This is a genomic window from Longimicrobium sp., assembly GCF_036388275.1.
In the GTDB taxonomy this organism is placed as follows: domain Bacteria; phylum Gemmatimonadota; class Gemmatimonadetes; order Longimicrobiales; family Longimicrobiaceae; genus Longimicrobium.
Genome location: NZ_DASVSF010000061.1, coordinates 1 through 21,747, shown reverse-complemented (window position 1 = coordinate 21,747; position 21,747 = coordinate 1). Strand labels below are relative to the sequence as shown.

22 protein-coding genes are annotated in these 21,747 nt (G+C 68.6%); 6 read left to right on the top strand and 16 right to left on the bottom strand.

The genetic code is table 11. The annotated features are described in order from the left end of the window. Positions 1-223: 223 nt before the first annotated feature. The gene (locus tag VF632_RS13765) at positions 224-1,645 is read right to left on the bottom strand and encodes an alpha-amylase family glycosyl hydrolase (protein WP_331023483.1); all 1,422 of its coding nucleotides are present in this window, start codon (positions 1,643-1,645) and stop codon (positions 224-226) included. 251 nt (positions 1,646-1,896) lie between these two features. Between VF632_RS13765 and VF632_RS13760 the strand changes: the two genes are divergently transcribed. Both VF632_RS13760 and VF632_RS13755 read left to right on the top strand, forming a co-directional pair. Then, positions 1,897-2,553, top strand: coding sequence for a DUF305 domain-containing protein (locus tag VF632_RS13760; protein WP_331023482.1), 657 nt, complete (start codon positions 1,897-1,899; stop codon positions 2,551-2,553). A gap of 57 nt (positions 2,554-2,610) precedes the next feature. After that, on the top strand, positions 2,611-4,590 hold the full coding sequence (locus VF632_RS13755; RefSeq protein WP_331023481.1) for a hypothetical protein: 1,980 nt from the start codon (positions 2,611-2,613) through the stop codon (positions 4,588-4,590). 85 nt (positions 4,591-4,675) lie between these two features. Here the strand turns inward: VF632_RS13755 and VF632_RS13750 are convergent, their stop codons facing one another. The 5 genes from VF632_RS13750 to VF632_RS13730 form a co-directional block, all read right to left on the bottom strand. After that, positions 4,676-5,251: a hypothetical protein gene (locus VF632_RS13750; RefSeq protein ID WP_331023480.1), complete on the bottom strand. Its 576-nt coding sequence runs from the start codon at positions 5,249-5,251 to the stop codon at positions 4,676-4,678. A 170-nt stretch (positions 5,252-5,421) separates the two neighbouring features. Further along, positions 5,422-7,038 (bottom strand): hypothetical protein, encoded by a 1,617-nt coding sequence (locus VF632_RS13745; protein WP_331023479.1) that lies wholly within the window; start codon positions 7,036-7,038, stop codon positions 5,422-5,424. A 325-nt stretch (positions 7,039-7,363) separates the two neighbouring features. Further along, positions 7,364-7,822 carry a hypothetical protein gene (locus VF632_RS13740; protein WP_331023478.1) on the bottom strand — a complete coding sequence of 153 codons (459 nt, stop codon included), beginning with the start codon at positions 7,820-7,822 and terminating at the stop codon, positions 7,364-7,366. 11 nt (positions 7,823-7,833) lie between these two features. Continuing rightward, positions 7,834-9,312 (bottom strand): MATE family efflux transporter, encoded by a 1,479-nt coding sequence (locus VF632_RS13735; RefSeq protein ID WP_331023477.1) that lies wholly within the window; start codon positions 9,310-9,312, stop codon positions 7,834-7,836. 76 nt (positions 9,313-9,388) lie between these two features. Then, the gene (locus VF632_RS13730; RefSeq protein WP_331023476.1) at positions 9,389-10,063 is read right to left on the bottom strand and encodes an alpha/beta family hydrolase; all 675 of its coding nucleotides are present in this window, start codon (positions 10,061-10,063) and stop codon (positions 9,389-9,391) included. 580 nt (positions 10,064-10,643) lie between these two features. Between VF632_RS13730 and VF632_RS13725 the strand changes: the two genes are divergently transcribed. From VF632_RS13725 to VF632_RS13715, 3 genes are read left to right on the top strand one after another with little or no spacing between them, the layout of a single operon-like run. Then, positions 10,644-12,467, top strand: coding sequence for a carbamoyltransferase (locus VF632_RS13725; protein ID WP_331023475.1), 1,824 nt, complete (start codon positions 10,644-10,646; stop codon positions 12,465-12,467). A gap of 7 nt (positions 12,468-12,474) precedes the next feature. Beyond that, positions 12,475-12,873 carry an SxtJ family membrane protein gene (locus tag VF632_RS13720; protein ID WP_331023474.1) on the top strand — a complete coding sequence of 133 codons (399 nt, stop codon included), beginning with the start codon at positions 12,475-12,477 and terminating at the stop codon, positions 12,871-12,873. Between the two features lie 29 nt (positions 12,874-12,902). Further along, the gene (locus tag VF632_RS13715) at positions 12,903-13,061 is read left to right on the top strand and encodes a DUF5989 family protein (protein ID WP_331023473.1); all 159 of its coding nucleotides are present in this window, start codon (positions 12,903-12,905) and stop codon (positions 13,059-13,061) included. Between the two features lie 467 nt (positions 13,062-13,528). Here the strand turns inward: VF632_RS13715 and VF632_RS13710 are convergent, their stop codons facing one another. From VF632_RS13710 to VF632_RS13690, 5 genes are all read right to left on the bottom strand, one after another. Continuing rightward, a complete protein-coding gene (locus VF632_RS13710) occupies positions 13,529-14,116 on the bottom strand; it encodes a hypothetical protein (protein WP_331023472.1) in 588 nt (195 codons plus the stop codon). Further along, positions 14,113-14,682 (bottom strand): DinB family protein, encoded by a 570-nt coding sequence (locus VF632_RS13705; RefSeq protein WP_331023471.1) that lies wholly within the window; start codon positions 14,680-14,682, stop codon positions 14,113-14,115. The genes VF632_RS13710 and VF632_RS13705 overlap by 4 nt, the downstream gene beginning before the upstream one ends. 156 nt (positions 14,683-14,838) lie before the next feature. Beyond that, positions 14,839-15,156, bottom strand: coding sequence for a hypothetical protein (locus VF632_RS13700; protein WP_331023470.1), 318 nt, complete (start codon positions 15,154-15,156; stop codon positions 14,839-14,841). A 108-nt stretch (positions 15,157-15,264) separates the two neighbouring features. Next, positions 15,265-15,795 (bottom strand): hypothetical protein, encoded by a 531-nt coding sequence (locus tag VF632_RS13695; protein ID WP_331023469.1) that lies wholly within the window; start codon positions 15,793-15,795, stop codon positions 15,265-15,267. Between the two features lie 28 nt (positions 15,796-15,823). Further along, positions 15,824-16,129: a hypothetical protein gene (locus tag VF632_RS13690; protein WP_331023468.1), complete on the bottom strand. Its 306-nt coding sequence runs from the start codon at positions 16,127-16,129 to the stop codon at positions 15,824-15,826. A 135-nt stretch (positions 16,130-16,264) separates the two neighbouring features. Between VF632_RS13690 and VF632_RS13685 the strand changes: the two genes are divergently transcribed. Next, a complete protein-coding gene (locus tag VF632_RS13685) occupies positions 16,265-16,735 on the top strand; it encodes a hypothetical protein (protein WP_331023467.1) in 471 nt (156 codons plus the stop codon). 21 nt (positions 16,736-16,756) lie between these two features. Here VF632_RS13685 and VF632_RS13680 read toward each other — a convergent pair whose 3' ends face one another. From VF632_RS13680 to VF632_RS13660, 5 genes are all read right to left on the bottom strand, one after another. Then, on the bottom strand, positions 16,757-17,344 hold the full coding sequence (locus VF632_RS13680; RefSeq protein WP_331023466.1) for a hypothetical protein: 588 nt from the start codon (positions 17,342-17,344) through the stop codon (positions 16,757-16,759). A gap of 3 nt (positions 17,345-17,347) precedes the next feature. Beyond that, positions 17,348-17,788: a hypothetical protein gene (locus VF632_RS13675; RefSeq protein ID WP_331023465.1), complete on the bottom strand. Its 441-nt coding sequence runs from the start codon at positions 17,786-17,788 to the stop codon at positions 17,348-17,350. After that, a complete protein-coding gene (locus VF632_RS13670) occupies positions 17,785-18,591 on the bottom strand; it encodes a carbon-nitrogen hydrolase family protein (RefSeq protein ID WP_331023464.1) in 807 nt (268 codons plus the stop codon). The genes VF632_RS13675 and VF632_RS13670 overlap by 4 nt, the downstream gene beginning before the upstream one ends. Before the next feature lie 113 nt (positions 18,592-18,704). Continuing rightward, complete coding sequence (locus tag VF632_RS13665; protein ID WP_331023463.1) at positions 18,705-19,040, bottom strand: hypothetical protein; 336 nt, start codon at positions 19,038-19,040, stop codon at positions 18,705-18,707. 8 nt (positions 19,041-19,048) lie between these two features. Beyond that, positions 19,049-21,613 (bottom strand): class I SAM-dependent DNA methyltransferase, encoded by a 2,565-nt coding sequence (locus VF632_RS13660; protein WP_331023462.1) that lies wholly within the window; start codon positions 21,611-21,613, stop codon positions 19,049-19,051. Between the last annotated feature and the right edge of the window lie 134 nt (positions 21,614-21,747).

Genomic DNA, 21,747 nt, shown 5'->3' with positions numbered 1-21,747 from the left:
ATTCGGAATCGAAGAGCGAGGAGACGTGGCCCGGAATCCCTGGAAGAACCGGTTTCGCCTGCTGACGCCGGTACTCATCGGTATCGTCGCGGGAATTTTCATGGGCTGGGTGCTGGTGCAGCTGCTGATCCTGCGGTGACCGCCGGCCGCGCCGGCCTTTCCTGCTGCGAGCAAAAGAGACGCCCCCGCGGGCGTCTCTTTCCGTTCCACCCCGCTTTCCTCCCTAGCGTACCAGCACGCGGTAGCCGTGCGCGGGGATGTTCAGCCGCCCGGCGGCGCCCAGCTGCACCCAGTCCTTGCTGAACCAGTCGGTGTACGCGCCGGGCTGCGCCAGCCCCTGGTACCCCACCGCCGCCGTCCTGTCGCCGAAGTTCACCGCCACCAGCACCGTGTTCGCGCCCTGCGTGCGCGTGAAGGCATACACGCGGTCGCCGCCGTCCGTCTGCAGCTTTACCTGCGGCGCGCCCCACGGGCCGTTGCCCAGCGCCGGCTGGGTGTGCTTCAGCCCGAACATCGCCGAGTAGAACGGGGCCAGCGACGGACCGCTCCAATCCACCGTGTCTTTTTCGAAGAAGCGCAGCCGCTTGTTCAGGCTGGCCTCCTGGCCGGTGTACAGCAGCGGGATGGAGTTCTGCGCGGTGGCGCTGAGCACGAAAGCCGGAGCGTGGTTGCGGCCCATGCGCTCGAACTCGGTGCCCTGCCAGCTGTTTTCGTCGTGGTTGCTGGTGAACGACATGCGGTACGCACCCCGGCCGTACAAGCTGTCCTGCCGGGCGAAGTAGGGGTCCAGCTCGGCCGTGCCCTTCTTGCCCTGCGCGATCTCGTTCAGCAGGTGGTGCATCTCCCACGCGTAGGTGGCGTGGAACCACTGGTGAAGGCGCGGGTCCTCGGCCTCGGCGAGAAGGAACAGGTCGGGCTTGGCGGACACGAGGGCGGGGCGCGCCTCGGCCCAGAACTCGTAGGGAACGCCCCACGCCACGTCGGCGCGAAAGCCGTCGATGCCCATCTCGTCCAGCCACCACCGCATCTCGCGGATCATCGCGCGGCGCATGTCGGCGTTGCCGAAGTTCAGGTCGGCCACGTCGGTCCAGTCCGTCTCCTTGCCCTGCTGGTCCAGCGGATAGGAGATGGAGCCGTCGCTCCGCAGCGTGTACCAGTTCCGGTGCTCCCGCGTCCACGCGTGGTCGTGCGCCGTGTGGTTGGCCACCCAGTCCAGGATCACCCGCATCCCCTGCCGGTGCGCCGCGTCGACGAAGCGCTTGAAGTCCGCCTCGGTCCCGTGCTCCGGGTTGATGGCGGTGTAGTCGCGAATGGAGTAGTAGCTGCCCAGCCCGCCCTTGCGGTTCTGCACGCCGATGGGCTGAATGGGCATCAGCCACAGGATGTCGACCCCCAGCCCCTTCAGCCGCGGCAGGTGCGGCTCCAGCGCGGCGAAGGTGCCCTCGGGGGTGAACTGGCGCACGTTCACCTCGTAGATCACCGCGTTGCGCGACCAGGCGGGATAGAACGAGGTGTCGGCAGCGGCGGGGGAAAGCGCGATGGTGGCCGACGGGATGCCGGCCCCGCGTACCGTGCCGGGTGCCGGCGGTGCCGCGCAGGCGGCCAGCGCGAGGACGGCGGATATGCGCAGCAGGGCTGTGTTCATCGAAAACGGCAGGTGTCGGGGAAGAACGAACCAGGCGGGGGATGAGTTAACGATTCCCGCGCCGATTGTCCACCTCGGCGCCCGCGGGAGGGGGACGTGGAACCCTCGCGCCCGTTCTCGCGTACGTCACGCGGGCGCACCGCACTTGCCAACGCCCCCCGACGTGCTAGAATTGCAGCATGTAGGAAGCCCGGCCCATTCCGCACCCGCAGGAGCCACCCGGAATGCCGTTCTCGCCCGTTCGATCCTGTTTGGCCCTCCTGGCCGCCGCCGCGCTGTCGGCGTGCGGCGGCACGACACCGGAGCCTGTCGCAACCCCGGCGCCCGTATCGGCCGCGCCCCAGCCCGTCTCCACGCCGCAGCCGGCTGCGCAGGGCGGCATGACGGCGCTGGACGTGGCACGCCACGCGTGGGTGCCGGCGGACGCCGAGTTCATGACCGGGATGATCGGGCACCACGCGCAGGCCGTCGAAATCTCGCGCCTGGTGCCCACGCGCGCGCAGAGCCCCGCGGTCAAGCGGCTGGCGGAGCGGATCATCAACGCGCAGGAAGACGAGATCGCCACCATGCAGCAGTGGCTGCGCGACCGCGGCCAGCCGGTTCCGGACGCGGCCCACGCGCACCACGCGGCCGGGCACGCGATGATGCCCGGCATGCTGACGCCGGAGCAGGTGGCCCAGCTGCAGCGGGCCACCGGCGCCGAGTTCGACCGGCTGTTACTGAACCTGATGATCCAGCACCACCGCGGGGCCGTGTCCATGGTCCAGCGGCTGTTCGGAACGCAGGGCGCCGGCCAGGACGAAACCGTGTTCAAGTTCGCGTCGGACGTCGGCGTCGACCAGACCACGGAGATCGCCCGGATGCAGCGGATGCTCGCGGATGTGACGTTCGGTACCCCATCGCCCTGACCGCTCTTAGCCGAGCGGCCGCGGCGCGCCCCACCTCACCCAGCTAAAGGAACACCCATGTCCGTCTCTCCGCCCCGCCCCGCGCGGGTACCATTCACCGCCCCGTGGGCCCGGCTGTCGCTGGCCCTCGTGCTCGCGGCGGGCGCCGTGCCCGCGGCGGCCCAGGGAACGTCGCAGACCGACCCCCGCGTGGGGCTGCGCGCCGGCATGTACGACGCCGCCGAGGCCGCGTGGAACCTTCGCGTGGTCAGCAAGTCGCGCCCGGCGCCCGGCTTCGAGCGCAGCACCAACTCCGACCTGGCGTTCAGCGGCAAGTACGCCATCCAGGGCAACTACAACGGCTGGCAGATCTGGGACATCTCCAACCCGGCCCAGCCCTCGCTGGCGACGGCGTTCGTGTGCCCGGCCTCGCAGAGCGACGTGTCGGTGCACGGCAACCTGCTGTTCATCTCCGGCGAAGGCCTTTCCGGTCGCCTGGACTGCGGCACCCAGGGCGTGCGCGACACGGTGAGCACCGAGCGGCTTCGCGGCCTGCGCATCTTCGACATCAGCGACATCCGCAATCCGAAGAACGTCGGCAACGTGCAGACCTGCCGCGGCTCGCACACGCACACCGTGCTGGCCGACCCGCGCGACCGTGAGAACGTGTACGTTTACATCTCGGGCTCGTCGCAGCTGCGCTCGCCCAACGAGCTTCCGGGGTGCGTAGGCGGCGCGCCGGGCGAAAACCCCAACTCGGCGCTCTTCCGCATCGAGGTGATCAAGGTGCCGCTGGCGCACCCCGAGCGTGCGGCCATCGTCAGCTCGCCGCGCATCTTCAACGACCTGACGGCCCCCGCGCGCCACGGCGAGGCGCCCGAAGACGTGGCCCGCGCCGCCGCGACCGCGGCCGCCGCCCGCGCCCGCGGTGAGTACACCGTGACCATCCAGGGCATGGAGCGCGTGGCGCCCGGCCAGTTCATCCAGCCGCTCCTGGACAGCATCGTCAAGCAGCGCGGCGGCACCGGCCCCGCCACGGCGGCCGACAGCGCCACCCTGCGCCGCGACCTGCAGGGCATCGTCAACAGGATGTTCGCCGAGGACGCGGGCGAAGGCCCCCAGCCCGGCCCCACGCAGTGCCACGACATTACCGTGTACCCCGGCATCGGGCTGGCGGGCGGCGCGTGCGAGGGCTACGGCATGCTGCTGGACATCCGCGACCCGGCCAACCCGGTGCGCATCGCGGCCGCGGCCGACAGCAACTTCTCGTACTGGCACTCCGCCACCTTCAACAACGACGGCACCAAGGTGCTGTTCAGCGACGAGTGGGGCGGCGGCGGCCAGGCCAAGTGCCGCGCCACCGACCGGCCGGAGTGGGGCGCCAACGCCATCTTCACCATCGAGAACGGCCGCGACCTGCGGTTCCGGAGCTACTACAAGCTCCCCGCGCCCCAGACGGCGCTGGAGAACTGCGTGGCGCACAACGGCTCGCTGATCCCCATCCCGGGGCGCGACGTGATGGTGCAGGCGTGGTACCAGGGGGGCATCTCGGTGTTCGACTGGACGGACGCGGCGCGCCCGTTCGAAATCGCCTACCATGACCGCGGGCCGTCGGATTCCACGCGCATGGGCCCCGGCGGGTCGTGGTCGGTGTACTGGTACAACGGCGCCATCGTCAGCTCCGAGATCTCGCGCGGGCTCGACATCTTCGAGCTGCAGCCCAGCCAGTTCCTGTCGCGGAACGAGATCGACGCGGCCAACACGGTCAAGCTGGAGCAGCTGAACCCGCAGGGCCAGCCCAAGTTCGTGTGGCCGCCCAGCTTTGCGCTGGCGCGCGCCTACGTGGACCAGCTGGAGCGCTCCAGCGGCCTGAACGCCGGGCGCATCACCGCGGTGCGGCAGGCGCTGACCACGGCGGAGCGCGCCTCGGGCGCGGGCCGCCGCACGGCGCTGAACAACCTGGCCACCAGCCTGGACGGCGACGCAGGCCGCTCGTCCGACGGTGCCAAGGTGCGCATGCTGGCGGGTGCCGTCCGCGACCTGGCCCGCGCGCGGTAAGCCGGGCAGTACGGTCGATGGACAACGAGAACCGCCCCGGGCACGGTGCCCGGGGCGGTTCTTCGTTGCGCCGCGCCGCACGCTCCTACGGCCGGGGCGGCTCGCGGAACCCGGTGCGGGCAAGGGCGTCGAGCCTGGACCGCGCCGCCGCGCTGCGCACCGCTCCTCGGCGATGAAGATCGCGCAGTACAGCCCGGCCGGGGTCTCCCATGCGGGCAAGACTCTCGACTGCCCAGACGGAAGCCTCGGGAAAATCCTGCCGAGACTCTGCCTGCATCGCCACGTCGCGCAGTATTGGCAGCGCGGGCCCGGGCTCCGCCAGATGCGGCAGCGACATGCCCACCAGTAGCGCCTGGAGGCCGGTATCGGAAGTGCCGCGGTAGATGGCAGCAAGGCGATTGCCGGCCCGCGGGGAGCGCGGTTTCGGCCAATGCTGACCCGCGAACGCGAGCAGACCGACGGCATCCGTCCGTACCTCCCGCCTGGGAGAGGTCAGTGCAAGGCGTTGCAGGCCGTCGAGCACGGAATCTATCATGGCAACCGGGAGCCGGTCGGCGTGCGTGAGCACCGATCCCACGACGAGGACCGGAATGTTCGCGCCTTGGTGATCGCGGTCAAAACGCGCGAGGAGAACCGGAACCGGGCCGACGTCAATACGCATGAAAGATCCGGGCGTGGACCCGGGGCGCGAGATCGTCCATCCTGAGGGCGTCCGGATTACCTCCGTCGTCGGTTGGGCGCTCACGGGAACGCAGGCGAGCACCCCGGCAGCGGTTGCCAGCGCCAGAACGGCTGCCCTGTACATCGCAATGGCTTTCATAGGTCCCATCCTCACATAGTGTGGGTAGCGGAGACGAACGATCCGGAGTTCGGATCGTACAACCAGATAACACCTGACCAGTTCCCGCTTGCACCATTGGAATGGGCCGCCGAGTAGTTCGAAAGCTCTGCGCCTCGCTCGAAGGCTCGGTTCAACACTCCCGCGCGCAGGTGCGCCTCTTCACCCGCGACTAGAGGTTCGATTGCGGCGTACGGATCGTACTGCAATGTTGCAGCAGCCGCTCGCGCAACGGATTCGTGGCCGTTTGCTCCCGTGGTTCCAAACCCCTCATGCGCCCACGCGGCACTCAGGAAAGCATCCATGGCGACGCCCTTGCAGTACTTGTTGAACTCATAAAAGTTCGCGGAGATCTGTGTTCCGGTCATTCCCCCGTTCCGGCATTCCTGTGCCTGCGCCGGATCCGACACGAGGAAGCGTGCGCCGCCTGGCAACGCATTCGGATTGATGTTGGACCCACGGTCCATTCGGTAGCTCGCCGATGTCACATACCAGACGCCGTTGTTCGGACCCGAGGGTACCTGGGCGATGGTATACCCATTTGTCACGTCCTGCCGCGGATCCGGGTCGACGCGCACTCCCGCGCACGAGCTACGGGACCTGTTCCACCCCAGCACGAAACTTGGTACCGCGGCCGGCATGCTTTCGCACACCTGTGCACCCCCTTGAACGAAGCTCCATTTGGTATTGTCCCACCGCCAGCCCCGGTTCGTCACTTCGAAGCTCGACATCAAGTCCCGCACGCCGTGCGAGTCTTCTATCGTGAGAGTGACCGTTCCGCCATGGACGGCCATTCCAGACCAGACCATCTCCGCGTTGGTCTCCTCGAAGGAAAGGTGGCTCGTATCCGCCCACCGCCACCGGATCACCCGTGTAGTAAGCTCGTCGGTGATGTTCGACGAGCAAGTGACCGTCTCACCTCTGCGGACCTGCGCCGTGCAGACGAGCATGGGATCGCCATAGGAGCAGTTCCAGCACGGCGCTTGGCCGCCCGTACCCCCACCAGCACTTTCGGTCGGTTCCGTCGACACGATGGGGCCGGTGGTGGCGTCCGGCGGACTACCGGTGCCTGCCCCGGTTGGCGGGCGCCCGACAGCCACGATGGTCTCAAGCGTAAAGCAGGTCTTGTTCTCATCGTAGATATCGCCCACCTTCGAGGCGCAATCACCTTCTTCCATGATGGTGATGTCGCCCTTGGTGCGGTGAGAGTACTGGTATCGCGCATCCGTGGGAACGCGGAGCTGCGCCTCGAGGATCCGGACAGCGAGCCTTGTCCGAGGGATCACGCAGTTGGCGAGCAGCACAGGACTTTTGCCCGGTTCTTCCAGTCGAAACTGGTACTTCAGGGTTCCACCGTCCGCAGCCAGCGCAGCGCGTGGGAAATCCACTGGTAGCTGAGAGTACGCATAGGCATAGGGCAGCCCCTCCACGGCCTTGCTGACGAAGCAGCCGTACGGGCTGCTATTTCGATTGAGGTTTGCCGCCGCACCGGCACCGGAAATCGTTGCCGTTGGTGAGGGCGCCCCGTCGGTACATGCACTCGCCGCAAGCATCCATACGAGTGCAAGCATGTACCGCCTCCAACCAAAACCGACCTTCATACGGCTCATGTAATGCTCCAAACATTGTGAGGGGTGCGCCAGGGATTGCGTAGCAGAGGCGATGGGGGGACGGCTCCGCGACGAGCCGCACAGTTCAGAGGTGACGCTCACAGCGATCAAGGTATGTCTCGATCGGTGCGCTGTCAAATGTTTCCGGAAGTTCGTGGCGAACGCCCCCGGTCCGACGCGCTACGGTGCGCACGCGCACAGTGGCGGGCGCCGTTCGCGACCTGGCCCGCGCGCGGTGAGCCTGGCAGTATGGTCGATGGACAACGAGAACCGCCCCGGGCACGGTGCCCGGGGCGGTTCTCGTTGGCGGCGCGGCGGAAGGGCTCTACCCGCGCACGAGGCCGATGTCGGAGTGGCTGACGAACTCGCGGCGGACGCAGCGCCAGCCGCCGGGCCCGCGGACGAAGAACAGGTTGTGCTTGTCGTGGTACGCCGTCATCGCCTCGTCTGGCCGTGGGGGCCAGCTCGTGCCGACTTCCACCAGCACGACCGCGGTGTCGGCCCGCATCGCGACGCCGCGTGTGCCGATCCAGCTGCGGTAGCCGGGGCGCTCCGGCAGGCTGGCCTCGGGCACGGTCCGCAGCAGCGTGGCTACGGCGGAGTCGAACGCGGACGCCGGCGGGAGCACGTCCAGCCGGTTCCGCCGCCCGATCGCGGGGACGATCGAGTCCGCCAGCAGGGCTCCCACCGTGCTCACCAGGCCCGCGGTGTCCGGCAGTGTCTGCGCAGTCCCGGACTCGGCGCCAAGCACCAGGGCCGCCACCGCGAGCGCGCATCTTCGCATCTCCTTCGCCCCTACCGCCGGACGTCCACCGCGATGTTCCGCCACTTCCCCTGCCGGAAGCGGAGGACGCTGAGCGCGCAGCGCGTCGTATGCCCCGCAAGGATCGCCAGCCAGATGTCCAGCGGGTCCAGCGTGGCCACGCGCTCCACGACGGCGCAGATACCCAGCGGTACCATCACCTGCGAGACGATGGAAATGTAGAGCGGCCCCTTGGTGTCGCCCGTGCCCTGCAGCCCGCCGGTGTAGGTGAGCGCCACGGCGATCATCAGCCCCGAAACGCTCAGGATGCGCAGCAGCTGCACGCCGAGGTCCACCACCCCAGGCTCGTCCATGCCGAACACGCCCAGCAGCGTGCGGGGAAGGAAGAAGAAGAACAGCCCCAGGAAGCCGGCGCCCGCCATGGCGATGCGCGCGGCCACGTGCACCGCCTCGTTGGCGCGGTCCGGCTGGCCGGCGCCCAGGTTCTGCCCGGCGACGGCGGCGGCGGCGCCCATCAGCCCCACCGACGTCCAGGTGACCAGCGAAAAGAGCTGCCCGTACGACACCGCGTACGCCGCCTGCGCCGCCGCGCTCTGCGCCAGCGAGCCGATGAACGCCAGCAGCAGCAGCCCGCCCACGTTCATGGCGATCCCCTGGATCCCGGCCGGCAGGCCGAAGCGGAAGAGCGACTTGATGATGCCCCAGTCGGGCGCGTATCCCCGGCCCTTGGGGAACGAGACCACCCATCCGCCGTGCCACAGCTTGAAGAGCGAGTACACGCCCAGCAGCCCGGCCGCGATGACCGTTCCCATGGCCGCGCCGGCCGTGCCGTAGGCGGGAATGGGGCCCACGCCGGTGATGAACACCACGTTCAGGGCAATGTTCATCAGCGTCATGGCGATGCCCAGCACCATGGGCGTCCGCGCGTCGCCCGCGGAGCGCAGGGCGCCGCTGGTGAGGAAGAAGATCAGCATTCCGCTGCTGAACACCATGGAGATGCGCAGGTAGGGCAGCGCCTCGGCCTGCACGGCGGCGGTGGCGTTCACCAGGGTCAGCAGTGCCGGCGCCGCAAACCATCCCACGGGCGCCAGCACCAGCAGCGAGATGCCGAGGGCGGTCAGGAACGCCTGGTAGACCGTGCGGTCCGCCATCTCCTCGTCGCCCGCGCCCACGAAGCGCGCCACCAGCACGCTCATTCCCGTGAACACCGACATGATGAAGACCACGATGACGATCCAGATCTGCGTGGCCACCCCGATGCCGGCGTTGGCGGTGAAGCCCACGTAGTGGCCCACCATCACGTGGTCGATGATGCCCTGCAGCCCGCCGAAGATGTTCGTCAGCATGGTGGGCCACGCCAGCTTCCACACGGCGGGCGCCAGCGGGCCCTCGATGATGGAGCGGTCGTAGCGCCGCCCCGGCGCGGCGATGGCGGCGGGCGCGGCGGTGCTGGCGGGCGGCGCGGCGGCCGTCTGCGGCGGATCGGTCGGTGCGGCTGCGGACGGATTCAACGAAAGCTCTCCAGGTTCAGGACGTACCACAACGGATACTGCCCATCGCCGCGTGCCGCATGGGTCAGGTGGCCCATCAGCGTAAGCCCGCGAGCCAGCCGCGCGTGGTGTCGGCCACCTCGTCCACCACCTGCTCGTCGGTGCGGCCGGACGACTTCAGCACGTGGAACGAGTGGTCGGCGCCTTCCAGCCAGTGCATCGTCCAGTTGGGGCCCACGCGCTGCAGCGTCGCCTCCATCAGGTCGCGCCTGCACAGCGCGTCGCGAGTGCCGTTGAAGCAGAGCACGGGTGCGTGGATGGACGGCAGGTGGGCGTCGCGAAGCTTTTCGGGTTGCTTGTCGGGGTGCAGCGGATAGGCGAGAAGGAGAAGCCCGTCGCACGCGAATCCCTCCGCAGCCAGCATCGACGCGGCCCGTCCCCCCATCGACCGCCCGCCAATGACCAGCAGCGGCGGGCCAACCTCGTCGCGCACCCGCGCCACGACGGCCGACACGCACTCCATCAGCCGCGGCATGGGGTCCGGCCGGCCCGACCCCTTCTCGCGATACACGAAGTTGAACCGCACGGTGGACAAGCCGCGCGCGCGGAATGCCGCAGACAGCCTCAGCATCCCGGCATCATCCATCCGGCCACCGGCACCATGCGCGAACACGAACACGCCACGCGCATCCCCCGCGGCTTCGTACACGGCCGTGACCGCGTCCGCGCCAACCTCCACCCGCCACGTGATGCTCGCTGGTGATGCCGTCATTTCACGCGGGAGAGGAGGAAGGGGATCGCGAGGAAAGTGCGCGCGAGTCGTCCCAAGCTCAGGCACCCCACCCCCGCGCGCAAGGCCTGGAAAGCCCGCGCACCTGTGGCCGCGCGAAAATCCTTGTAGAATACACTTGGCTGGGCGAAAGCATGGGCGCGCCACACCGGCGCCCCTGCACCACAGCAGGCCAGTCCGCGAAGGCGGACTTCGTGTGGTCGTTGCAGCGAATTCATTCGCCCGCGGCCGCGGGCGTTCCAAAAACGCAGGTCCGAGCGCTTCGGAGAGGGCCGTGCGAGCCCCGGCTGCCCTCTCCCCCCGGCCCCCTCTCTCGCAAGCGGGAGAGGGGGAGAACTGCACCACCTTCCGGGCGCGCGCCTGGCTTCGACCGACACCCGGGCAAGCCAGTCCGCGAAGGCGGACTTCGTGTGTTTGTTGCAGCGAATTCATTCGCCCGTGCGGACTTGCGGCTCGGATGGCATCCAGTCGCACCTCCACCCCACCGGGCGGACCCTGCGGCCTTCATGGCGGCCACCGCGACATCAAACCACACCCGACCCGCTCCCCCACCGCATCCCGAATGGCCATTCACATCCTGGGCATCTCCGCGTTCTACCACGATTCCGCCGCCTGCCTGGTGCGGGACGGCGAGATCGTCGCGGCCGCACAGGAAGAGCGGTTCACGCGACGTAAGCACGATGCGGCCTTTCCCAGCGGCGCCGTGGAGTACTGCCTGCGCGAGGCGGGGATCACGGCGGAGCAGCTGGACCACGTGGCGTTCTACGACAAGCCCTGGCTCAAGTTCGAGCGGCTGCTGGAAACGTACCTGGCCTACGCGCCATCCGGCTTTTCGTCGTGGGTGAAGGCGATGCCGCTGTGGCTGAAGGAAAAGCTGTGGATGGGCGACGTGGTGCAGGACGAGCTGGGCATCGACCGCGACCTGCTGTATCCCGAGCACCACCAATCGCACGCGGCGTCGGCGTTCTTCCCGTCACCGTTCGAACGCGCGGCGGTCATCACCTTCGACGGCGTGGGCGAGTGGGCCACCGCCTCGTGGGGCGTGGGCGCCGGCAACCACGTGGACCTGCAGTACGAGATGAAGTTTCCCCACAGCCTGGGGCTGCTGTACTCGGCGATGACGTACTACCTGGGATTCCGCGTGAACTCCGGCGAGTACAAGGTGATGGGGCTGGCTCCGTACGGCGAGCCCAAGTACGCCAGGCTGATCATGGACGAGCTGATGGACGTTCGCGAGGACGGCTCGTTCCGGCTGAACATGAAGCACTTCAACTACACGCGGGGCCTCACGATGACGTCGGAGAGCTTTCACCAGCTCTTCGGCGCGCCGCCGCGCACCCCCGAGTCGCCGCTGACGCAGCGCGAGATGGACCTGGCGCGCTCCATCCAGGACGTCACCGAAGAGCTGATGCTCCGTACCGCGCGCCACGTTCGGAAGGAGACGGGCGAGCGCAACCTGTGCCTGGCCGGCGGCGTGGCGCTGAACTGCGTGGGCAACGGCCGCATCCTGCGCGAAGGGATCTTCGACGACATCTGGATCCAGCCCGCGGCGGGCGACGCGGGCGGAGCGCTGGGGGCCGCGCTCTTCGCCTGGCACCAGGTGCTGGACCAGCCGCGGACGGTCCACCCGGGGCGCGACGCCCAGCGGGGCTCGTTCCTGGGGCCGGCGTTCGAGCCGGACGGGATCGAGGCGTGGCTGCGCGAGAAGGGCGTCCCATATCGCCGCTACGCCGGGGACGAGGCGGCCGGGGTGGCGGCGGGGCTGATCGCGGAGGGGAGCGTCGTCGGCTGGTTCGCGGGGCAGATGGAGTTCGGCCCGCGGGCGCTGGGGGCGCGCAGCATTTTGGGCGATGCGCGCAGCACCCGCATGCAGTCGGTGATGAACCTGAAGATCAAGTACCGCGAATCGTTCCGCCCCTTCGCCCCGTCGTGCCTGCGCGAAGACGCAGCGGAGCTGTTCGAGCTGGATCGCGAGTCGCCGTACATGATGCTCGTGGCCCCCGTGCGGGAGAGGTACCGGACGGCGGCGACGGACGAGGACCGAGGGCTGTTCGGGATCGACAAGCTGAACGTGCCGCGCAGCGTAGTGCCGGCGGTCACGCACGTCGACTACTCGGCGCGCATCCAGACGGTGGACCCGCGCGACCACCCGCGCTACCATCGCCTGCTCGAGGAGGTGAAGAAGCGCACGGGCTACGGCGTGGTGATCAACACCTCGTTCAACGTGCGCGGCGAGCCCATCGTCTGCACGCCGGAGGACGCGTACGTCTGCTTCATGCGCACGGGGATGGACGCGCTGGTGCTGGAGGACATGGTGCTGCTGAAGGCCGAGCAGCCGCCGCTGGCCGACGACGCGGACTGGCGCGCCCGGCTCGAGCTGGATTGAGGGGGCGATGAAGAACCGGGAAAAGACGGCCGCCGACCTGCGCAGGTTCGGCTTGGTGATGGCGGCCCCGCTGGCGCTGATCGGCGGATTCCTGCTGTGGCGCGGGCGGCCGGCGGCGCCCTGGATGCTGGGGATCGGCGCGGTGTTCCTGGTGCTGGGGCTGGTGGCGCCGGGGGTGCTGCGGCCGGTGGAGCGGTGGTGGATGGCGTTCGCGATGAAGATCTCCATCGTGAGCACCTTCGTCCTGCTGGCGCTGAGCTACTTTCTGATCGTTACGCCCATCGCCATCGTGCTGCGGCTGCTGGGCAAGGACCGCCTGTCGCTGAAGGCCGACCCGTCGCGCGCCTCGTACTGGGAGCGGGTGGAAGCCGGCGGCCCCGCCACCCGCCCCGACAAGCCGTACTGACCCGCATCACCCCCGGAAAGGAAGGCTCCATGGCATCGCAATCCAGGCTGAGGTTGCTCTTCGGCTTCATCCGCGCCCGCAAGCGGTGGGTGCTGATGCCCATCATCATCTTCATGCTGCTGCTGGGCATGCTGATGGTGCTTACGCAGGGCTCCGCACTGGCGCCGTTCATCTACACGCTGTTCTAACCGAAGCCCGTGGTCGGCTTGGCGTTGGGCGCGTACGGGTGCAGGATGCGCGACGGCCTCGCGCTGGTCCGCGGGCACGGGCACCGCGCCCGAAGTGCGGAACCACCACTTCCAGCACAGGCGCAGGCGCAGCGTTCCGCGGTCCTTCCCCTCCCAGTCGTAATACTCCACCTCGCGCCACGGCCACACGTTCTCCACCCCGCAGCGACGATGAAGAAAGCACCCAGGCAGGCGGGCACGAGCGCAATCGTCGGAACGCGCGGCCTGAACGTGATCACTGCAACGAGCAGTTGCACGGCTCCTGTGACGAGGAACGCCCACTGCGTGTGCCCACGCGGCAGGCGAACGAGCACCGCACCCAGCTTTCGGCGCCGGTGTTCGGTGATAGGCTGGTGGCCACCAGCAGAGGGCGCCCAGCCAGATGAGGGCATCGACGAAGCGGTCGAACGGAAGCATCACCACGGTCTTTATCCCAGGATCCCACGCGCGCGAAGCTCGGTACCGAGGGGCGTCGCGACGCTGTCCAGCCAGGCGATGCAGCCCTCGGGGTTCACCTCGATGCCGGCCTGCGCGTGCGGAATCAACACGGGGGGCACCCACGACACCAGGTATACGCCCCTGCCGCTGACCCTGCGGGCACCTTCATCCACGAACAACCCGGCCCAGGTATCCCACGGCGGGGTGTTGGTGAGGTCGAAAAATCCGCCGCTCTCCACCTCGGCGGCGCCGTCGGACAGGTCGGCGTCGGGGTAGTACACCAGCAGCCGCCCACCTTTCAGGCCACCGGCATCGCCCACGGGCGGGAGATGCCGGGGCACGCGGTCCTCACGCGTGTGCAGGACGAACCTCATGGCCGCACGGTCCACCACCAGCACGGGCGGCCGAAAAATCTCGGTTCTGAGCAGGCCGCGCGGATCGCTCGCCGACGCCCGCGGCCCGCACCACGCGATCGCCTGGGCCAGCCGTGCCGGGAACGACTCCCGGTCGCCGCTGGAACCGGCCTGCATGACACCCGCCATCATCCGGTCGAACAACCTGAACACGCGCGCCGTCACGGGGCCACCGGCGCGGCGAGGCGCCGCTGGACGGCGGCGACGTGGTGCTGGTTGTGGTAGAGCGTAAAGAACAGCATCTCGCGCGTCGTCAGGCGGCCCAGCAGCGGGTGCGGCATGCGGATGCCATCCAGCTGCGGCTCGGTCCAGCGTTCCAGCCCGCCGCGCAGCCGAGCGTTCGCCCGCTCCCACCGCGCCAGGATCTCCGCCCTGCGGCGCCCGGCGTCGTCGGCCGACACGACCTCGGGCGGGGGCACGAACGCGCCCGACGCCTTGCCCCCGGCCGCGAGCGCCGCGCGGTACGCGTCGCGGACCTGCACGTACGAGCGCGACGGCGCGCGCGCCCGGCCGAAGCGCAGGCGCAGCAGCAGCTTGGGAGCCGCGAGCCCCCGCGCCACGGCGTTTACGGAGGTAACGAGGTGGGTCAGGTGCTCGGCCGGCGTCCAGGCGTCCCCCGTCCGCTGGTTGAACTCGGCGCCGAGCGAGCCGAAGTACGACGCGACCTCGGCCTGCACGTGGCCGAGCGCCTCCAGGATCTCGATGCGGATGCGTGGAGCGTCCAAGGGCACGGGCGGTTCTCGCGGAGAGGTGGCGTTGAGCAGAACGTGCTGGTCGCGCGGAATGTGACGGGTCGGGCGTCCTTGCGGGCGATCCGCCCGAATGGACGAACCCCGACACGGACGCTGGCGCGCTCCGGCCGGGGTTTTTGACGTCAGGCTCGGGCGTCAGGCGAGGCCGGGCGTTCGTTCCGCGGGAGGCGCCTGGGCAGGTGGATCGGTCGGTGCTTCTACGACGGTGCGGACGGATGCCGCGGATCCGGCGGCCACGTCGTAGCGTTCCCACCGCTTGCGGGCCGGGCGCCGAACCCAGCGCACCGTCATGTCGATCGCGACCAGCGGAAGGACCAGCACCGCCGCGAACAGCAGCAGGACCCAGGAATTGTCGATGCGCCCCACCGCGAAGAACACGATGAACTCGGCGGCCACCACGGCCAGCCACAGGCCCGCCAGGAAGCTGCGGGTGCGGGTCCAGAATTGGGCCATGGGACCTCCGGGCGCTCGGGGAACGTGCCGCGGGGCAGGCGAACACGGGTGGGACGGGAAACGGAAGATGTTGAACCCTAACGCAATAGGTGGCATGGGCGCAATGGATCACGGCGCGAGGGAGGGGACGCCGCGGGGCGCTTCCGCCAGCGCGGCCTCCACTTTCTCCGCCCACTCCCGGCTGCCCTCCACTTGCAGCGTCTCCACCGTTCCGTCCCTCAGTTCCAGACGCAGGTCCGTCGCGAAGATCCCGGCGTAGCGGGTGGCACGCACCTCGGCCAGCTGCGCCAGCGGCACCGACAGGTCTTCCTTCCCGCCCACGCGGTACAGCACCAGCCTGCGGTCGGTCAGGAACAGCCATCCGAAGTACCCCGCCTGGTACCGGTCCGCCGGGCCGTCGTGAAGCACCTGCTCGCCGTCCGCCAGGACCGGGCTCCAGCTGCCCCGCAGGTGCCGGCGGTTGAGCACGCTCACCGCCGCGGGGGTGAGCAGCGTCAGCACGAGCACGGCGGCCAGCACCGCGAGAGTGCGCCCGTCCACTTCGCCCCCGGTCGCGAGGACGATTGCCAGGGCGTACAGGGCGAAGAGCGGGAGGGAGATCCCCAGGTGGCGCCGGATGGACCAGAGGAGTGAGGGCATGGCGAGGAGGGGGAACGGGGGATGATGGTCAGAGGGCCGCGGCCAGGAGCGCCAGGAACGCCGCCGTCGCGGCCCAGCACGCGGTGGTGATGCCGGCGCAGCGCAGCATGCGCCCACGCGGCGGAATGCTCCCGTCGCGCGAGACGCGATAGCAGCTGGTCGCGCCCGCCACGCCGATGACGATGGGCACCAGCCCGCCCACGGTCAACACGGGGATGATCGCGCACGCCAGGACGAAGCCCCAGCCCCACCGCGGCACGTCGGAGGTCTTCACCGCTCCGCCCGTCTCCACTGAGCGGCCATCGGCGTCATCGATCCGGATCTTTCGTGCCATGTTCGTGTCGGTGGGAGCGCGCCGGGGGGAGGGCGGCGCACGGTGGTGCCGGGCTCGAAGCTCACTTGCTCGGGGCGGGCGAAACGTCCATACTGGATTTCCCCTGCCTGCCGCACCCGCTCCCGGTTCCCCGCGATGATCCTTGAAACCGCCGCCCTGGTGGCGCTCGTCTCCGTTCCCGCGGCCGCCGCCGTGCGTGCCGGCTTCCTCTCCTGGCGCGGACGTCGGCGCAACCAGCGGGACCTGTGCGCCGACTGCGCGGGCCCGCACTACGCCGCTCCCGCCTACGACGCACCCGCGCTGGTGCAGGGGCGCACGGTCTGCGGGCCGTGCGCGGCGCGCCATCGCCGCAGGCTGCGCGTGGCGCTGGGGCTCGTCGCCGTTCTCACCGGCACGGCGGTGGTGGGCGGCGTCGCGGCAGCGGCCATGGGCGCCATCGGCTGGGGGCTGCCCGCGCTGCTGGCCGCCGAGTACGCGGCCGTGTTCGGCGGCGCGCTGGCGTGGATGAAGCGGCGCAACCGCCAGGCGCACCAGGAACTGCTCGCGGGGACCGGTGCCGCCCCGCGACTTACGTCGGGCGCGGGCACGGCGGCCAGCGCGCGCTGATTGCTTCTCGACGGCCGCGCGTCAGGGGCTCGGCCACTCCATCTTCTTGAAACGAACGGAGCGGAAGACGGCCAGCGCCTCTCGCTGGCCCGCCACGTCGGCGGTCGTGGCGATCATCGTCAGGTGCAGCGCGCCTGCTTCGTCGCCGTTCTCCAGCTCGCGCCAGGTCACACCCGCGAGATAGCCTTCCTTCTCCGAACGCGCGGTGACGATCTTCGCCAGGTGCCCGCCGATCTCCATTCGGCAGGAACGGAAGCCCGCGCCCGCGGATCGCCACTCCTGCAGCGTCGACGAGTACGGGCCGTAGTCGAAGTGGAGCGCGCGCCCCGGCGCGCGGTACTCGCCCATGAACGAGTCGATCCCCTGCACCTGCACCTTGCGGTACCCGCGCGGAAGCCTCAGCGAGAACGGACCCACATCGGCCGAGGTCCACCCGGGGCCCGGCTCCGGACGATCGAGGCAGGGCGGGAGCTCTGCGACCGAGACCAGGCCGCGCTCGTGCGTTACCTTCTCGATTGGGTCGGCTCCGCGCTCCGGCTGCCGCTTGCAGGCGGCCAGCGGCGCGATGCACGCCAGCACGACGACGGCGGCCCGGCGGAATCCGGGCATCGTTCAGCTTCCCGGGAACACGACGTCCACCCGAACCCGCGCCGGCGTGTCGTCCTCGTCGCGCAGTTGCACGACCGCGCCTTCGGTGATGGCGCTGTCCGCGGACGTGCCCACTCCGCGGGTGGCGCTCACCCGCAGGCACACCGGTTTGGGCCCCCCAAAGGAGATGAAGCGGCCCTCATACGCACCCGCGGCGTTGGTCTGGGCGGGGTACGTGTCCTGGTCCGCGGGTTCGCCGAAGCCCTGACCGCACTGCTCGCGGTAGAACGATGCGCGCATCACCGCGCCCGGAACCGGCGCGCCGGCGGCGGTGCGCACCACGCCATGGATCTCGACGTGGCTGCGGCTGGGCGGGCACCCGCACATGCCCGTCGGCGTGGTGCACGAAAGCACCAGGGCGATCGCCAGGGTAGGCGCCAGGCGCAGCAGGATCGGTCGTTTCATCGGGTCGGGGTAGATTCCTGGTAGCGCGCCGGGGCAAAGCGGCTGGCGATCAGGCCGGTCGCTGCTTCCGGGTCGATGGACTGCACCAGCACGCCCTCCTGGCCGTACGGCAGGTACGCTTGGCACTCGCCCGCCGGGTCGATGAGGGCCGTGGCGGATTCCGGGAAGCGCAGCGCGTAGTTGACGCTGGCGAAGTAGATGGTGTTCTCGATGGACCGCATCACCATCGCCTTTTCGTAGTACGGCCGGTCGGCCCCGCCCCACTCCTTCAGGCGGATGCCGTCCTGGTTGCTCCCGGTGTGCTGGGGATGGAAGACGATCCGGGCGCCGCGCGCCGCCGCCCACCGCACCGTCTCGGGATAGCGCCACCCCTCGTGGCAGATCGCCACGCCGAACCGGGTGCCGTTGACCGCGAAGATCCGCCGCGTGTCGCCAGGCACGTAGAACGGGTCTTCGCTGGGGGCCAGCTGGTTCTTGGTCTGGTATCCCAAGTCTCGCCCGTCCGCATCGAACACCACGGCGACGATCTGCCGCCCCGCATCCGTCAGCCGCTCCATCCCCATGATGGTGGCGATGCCGTGCGTCCGCGCCAGCTCCGCCACGGCGCGCGTCGCCCGGTCCTGGTCCGCCTGGTCGAACGGGGGCACGTCGATGTCCACTCCGCGCAGCCCCGGCAGGTAGGCTTCCGGAAAGCAGACGATCTCCGCCCCCTGCGCCGACGCTTCGGCCATGAGCCACCGGACGTTCTCCAGCCCGTCATCGAGCGACGGGGCGACCCGGGGCGATGCCAGGGCAACGATCATGGACGGTTCCGGTGGGGTGGGCCAGCATCACACAGGCAGATGCCAAGTAGATCGAAAATCCCCGCCCGACGCAAGCTTTTCCCTGCCGTAAATCCAAGAGTGGTGGGCGATCCTCACCAGAGCTTCCACCACGGTTTGCTCGGCGGCTCCTGGGGTTCCGATTCCGGCTCGTCGACCGTGAAGACGTGGCCGTCGAGGTTGAGCCCGCGCCAGAGCGACAGGTCGATGTCGTCCTCACACTTGAGGGTCAGCCCGGTGCGGCTTCGCTGGCCCGATGCGTCCACGGCCTCCACCCCGTGCACCGGCGCGGTTATGGTGACCATGTCGTTGAGCGGCACCTGCAGCACCATCCCGGGGCGGACGGAGCCCTCCACGATCTCGCCGGCCAGGACGAAGAGGCCGCGCTCCGCGATGACAAACGTGTATTCGACGCGGAATCGGACAGACATGGATGCGTTCAGAGCGGCTCGGTGACAGCCTGGTAGCGACCATCCGCCAGCGTGCGTACCTCGCCCACCATCGCGAGCGTGTCCAGGTAGCGCGCAACCAGGGTTGCGGGTGCGCCGGCGAAGGCCACGCGCACCTCGGACGGTGTAGCGGGCGCGGTGGACACGTACGCCTTGATCGCGCCTAGCTGGCCGATCGCATCCGTCGGCCAGGGCTTCGTATCGACCACTTTGACCACTTCTGCTGCCGCCGGTTCGTCGGGCAGGTCCAGCGCAGGCTCTTCCGGCGCAGGCACGCCGCCGCCGAAGCGCGGAACCTGGTACTCCGGCCGCAGCCACCGCACGATGCCGCGCTTTTCCTCTTCCACGCGCTCGTCGTGCAGGGCCACCAGGCGCTCCAGCACCTCTTCGCGCTCCATGGGCCAGGGCCAGCCGTACGCCTGCGCCACCAACCGGTCCAGCTCGTCGTGCATGTCGCGCAGCACGCCGCACGCGGCGATCTCGTGCACGGCGCGCTCCTTGGGCGTGAGCGCCTCCCCACTCCGCAGCTTCTCGACGACGTTGTACATCCCCGTCATCGTCACACGCTCATCCCGCGCGATCGCGTCCTTCCGGTGCTGGTCCAGCGCCTCCGCCACACGCCCGATCTCCTCCCGCATTTGCTTCGGAGGATCGGGAAACGGGAACGGGTCGAAGCAGGCACTTTTTACGTAGACGGGATCGTTCCCAACACCCAGCCTTCCTCCGGCCGCCGTTGCCCAGACGACATGTGCGGCTGACGAGAGCACGCCCAGGTGATACGAACTCGCAGATGCTACACAGACAAGTTTATCATCGGAGATTGTGACTGCCTCCATGAAGAGGAAGTACCGGTGGCGCGCTGTATCTACAGTAGCCACATACCTGGTCAGCCCCCGAGATGCCTCTCGCCAGTCAGGTCGGGGCTCTCCGAATCGCCACCAATAGGTACGATAACTAGCGCGCTTGTTTGCGTCTCGTTCAGGCTTGACCCGGGCCCGCGCAAGGTCGAAGACGACGGGGTACCGTCTGGCTTCGGATTCATGCATCAATCCAAAGTCAAGCACGTACAAGTCGCGCAGGTGTTGGGCAATATCACGTCCGTTACGATACGGTTTGAGTACCTCCCGATATTTCTCGTCTTTCTCGATTAGGGTCTTTGCTTCCGCTGCTGGAAGCAGGAAACCTTGCCCGTGGAGTTTCACGCCATCCGATGACATGCCACGATTGGACAGCAACCCCGTCTTTGCTGCGCCTGCAACGTCGGCATGGATTGAGAGATCTGCGTTCAGGCGGGACACGGTATGTTCGGAAAGAACGTTCGCCTTATCATCAACCCGCACCAGCGTCGCTCGCGTCCCGTCTCGCGCAACCACTGTCATTGCCACACGCACTGCCGCCCCGTCCTGTTCGTCGACCCACGGGTGATCGGGAATGGTCCACAAGACCAAGGCGCCCCGGGCAGCGGCGGCTTCAATGACGAGTCGATTCTGTCCCTGAGAAATCGTGTTCGTCGTAAGGAGCCCCGTCCTCAGCGTTCGCCCACTAGCGACCTCACTGGCGGCACGATGCCACCAATACATTACTAGATCAGCACTGTTCGTGATTGCAGGATACGCCCTGCGGAGCGCTTCGACGTAGCCATCTCCAAAGGCATCGCGCATCCTCGCCTGCCCTAGGTAAGGCGGGTTTCCGACGATGAAGTCCGCGTGGGGCCATTCCGCTGGACGCGAACCACGATATTCATAATACGGCAGGCGCGCTGCGGGATCGGGTACGAGTTCACCCGTGACCGGATGCCGAAGGCGCGGCGTGGGATCTGGGCGCGACTTCTCGGGAATCTCAACGATCTCGTCCCAGGCGAGCACGGCGTCGCGCAACTCGAGCGTGCCCGTGTCCTTGAGCACCGGCTCCGGCGGATTGACGCCCTTGTGGTGCTCCATCCAGAACTGATGATAGCCAATCCATAGAGTAAGTTCGGCAATTTCCCGAGCCCATGCCTTAACCTCAAGTCCGTAGAACTGCCAGGGACCAACTTCCTCGATCCCCAGCTCGGGATTGCCAGTGATCTCCTCGATCGCACGCAGAACCTCAAGCTCAACCCGTTTGACGAGGTGGAGGCAAACGTACAAGAAATTCCCGCTGCCACAGGCGGGATCGAGGAAGCGAAGCCCACGCAGCCATGCGTGGAAGTCGCGCAATTCATTGAGTGCGGCGGTCGCATTTTTCTTCTTTCCCGTCGCTCGCAGTTCCGCCACATGGGCCTGCACCGGCGCCCAACGCTCGCGCAACGGCACGTCCACGGTCTGGCGGACCACGCGCTCGACGTACTCGCGCGGTGTGTACTCCGCGCCAAGGCGATGGCGTTCCTTCGGATCGAGCGCCCGTGTTAGGAGAGTGCCGAAGATCGTCGGCTCGACGTATTGCCAGTTGGCCTGAGCGGCTTGATACAGCACCGCGACATCAGCGCGGGTGAGCGGCAGGACTTCGGCGTCGCGGAAGAAGTGGCCGTTGAAGCGCAGCAGCTTCCAATGCCCAAAGCGCTGCCCCTGGTCCATGGCGACCCACAACGCATGGATCGCCTCTGCAAGGTCGGTGAAATCATCCGGGACTACGCCGGACGCATCCTCCTCACCTCTGGGGATATCATGCTGGGAACGTTTGGCAAATGGGGGGGGGGGGGGGGGGGGGG